This is a genomic window from Streptomyces calidiresistens, assembly GCF_014141525.1.
GTDB lineage: Bacteria > Actinomycetota > Actinomycetes > Streptomycetales > Streptomycetaceae > Streptomyces > Streptomyces calidiresistens.
The window spans coordinates 1-1,613 of the sequence record NZ_VKHS01001029.1 but is presented as its reverse complement, the minus strand read 5'-3'; the positions used below and the strand labels follow the sequence as shown (position 1 = coordinate 1,613).

2 protein-coding genes are annotated in these 1,613 nt (G+C 68.7%); one reads left to right on the top strand and one right to left on the bottom strand.

Annotated features, from left to right (window positions below; genetic code table 11):
* Positions 1–450, bottom strand: a 450-nt coding sequence (locus FOE67_RS25180) for a winged helix-turn-helix transcriptional regulator (protein ID WP_228474275.1), incomplete at its 3' end; no start/stop codon positions are given.
* A 234-nt stretch (positions 451–684) separates the two neighbouring features.
* Here FOE67_RS25180 and FOE67_RS25175 point away from each other — a divergent pair.
* Positions 685–1,569, top strand: a complete 885-nt coding sequence (locus FOE67_RS25175) for an NAD(P)-dependent oxidoreductase (protein WP_182667119.1) — start codon at positions 685–687, stop codon at positions 1,567–1,569.
* The last annotated feature ends 44 nt before the right edge of the window (positions 1,570–1,613 follow it).

The following is a 1,613-nucleotide window of genomic DNA, read 5'->3' as shown; positions in this document are numbered from 1 at the left end:
CCTCCCACCCGGTCCCGCCGCCCCCGGGCGGAGGTGTCGACGAGGGTCCCGCTGCCCCGCTCCCCGAAAGGCGGGGCCCGCCCGGGACATGCGTGTCCCGTTCCCGGCTCCGGGCCCGTTCGGGTGGGGCGGAGCGAGACCCCGCCGGGATCGGGGGACGTCGGCGGGACCACTCACCGGCCTCGACTGCAGGAGGTCCATGTGCTCCTCACTCCACTCATCGAGGGGCACCATCGCGGTGTTGAGCGACTCTCCCGGGCCGGTCGGCGAGTACCCCACCTTGGGCGGCACCTGCCGGTACACCTCACGGCGCACCGGCCTCCATCGCACGGAGGTGGAGGGTGAGCATCCCCTCGCCGACCCTCTCACCGTCCGGTGCGGTTCCCCGAAACGCAACGGCCGCCGGCCCGGCTCGAAGAGGATCAGCCCTTTCCGCTTTCCCCATCGCATCGATCGAGGTGTCAAGACCGCGAATATATCTCCGCCGCTTGACGTATTCCCCACCGCCGGAGGCACGACCACTTACAAAATTGTCAGTACCTGCCAAATATGTAAGTACTTGATGGAATACCGGAGAACACCCAGCATGGATACAACACCCCGGCGACAGACCGATCGCCGGGTCACATTCCGCGTTCGGAATTCACCTTTTCCGGAACCGCCCGTGGAGAACCGGAGAGCGACATGACCGCGCAGACCCCCGTGCCCGTCACCGTCATCGGGCTGGGCTCGATGGGATCGGCCCTGGCCGAGGCATACCTGCGGGCCGGCCACCCGACCACCGTGTGGAACAGGACGGCCTCGAAGGCCGAACCCCTGATCGGCAAGGGGTCGGTGCACGCCGCTTCCGTTCGGGAAGCGGTCGCGGCGAGCCCTCTGATCATCACCTGCCTCATGACCTACGACGACACGCTCCGGGTGCTCGAACCGGCCGGCACCGTCCTGGAGGGCCGCGCCCTGGTCACCCTCAACAGCGGGTCACCCGCCGACGCCCGCAGGACCGCCGAGTGGGCGACCGGCCACGGTGCCCGATACCTCGACGGGGCCGTCAAGAACGTCCCCTCCGCCATCGGGGCGGACGACACCCTGCTGTACTACAGCGGCGACAAATCCATTTTCGACGAGTTCGAGACGACGCTCGGGGTGATGGGCGGCCACACCGTACATCTCGGCGACGAGGCCGACCTCGCCGCCCTCTACGAGATGGCGGTCGGCGGTACCCTGCTGCCCGCCCTCGTCGGTTTCTTCCAGGGCGCCGCCGTGCTCCAATCCCGGGGATTGGAAGCGAGCACCCTGGTGCCGTACGCCGCCAAATGGTTCGAAATGATCATTTCCCTCCTGCCGATGTACGCCCGGGAAATCGACAGCAACGACTACAGCCGCCCCGCCGCCTCGGTGAACGTCTTCCACCGAGGGGCCGCGGCCGACCTGGACATCGGCCGGGAGGGCGATGTGGACGTGGACTGGCAGCGCCCCCTGCACTCCCTGGTCCGGCGGGCGGTCGAGAGGGGACACGGGGAGGACAGCATCGCGGTCCTGACCGAGATGCTCAAGAGGACGCACGCGTGACCGTCATCCCGCCCGGGCGCTCCCCGGGCTCTCGGGGTGCCCCC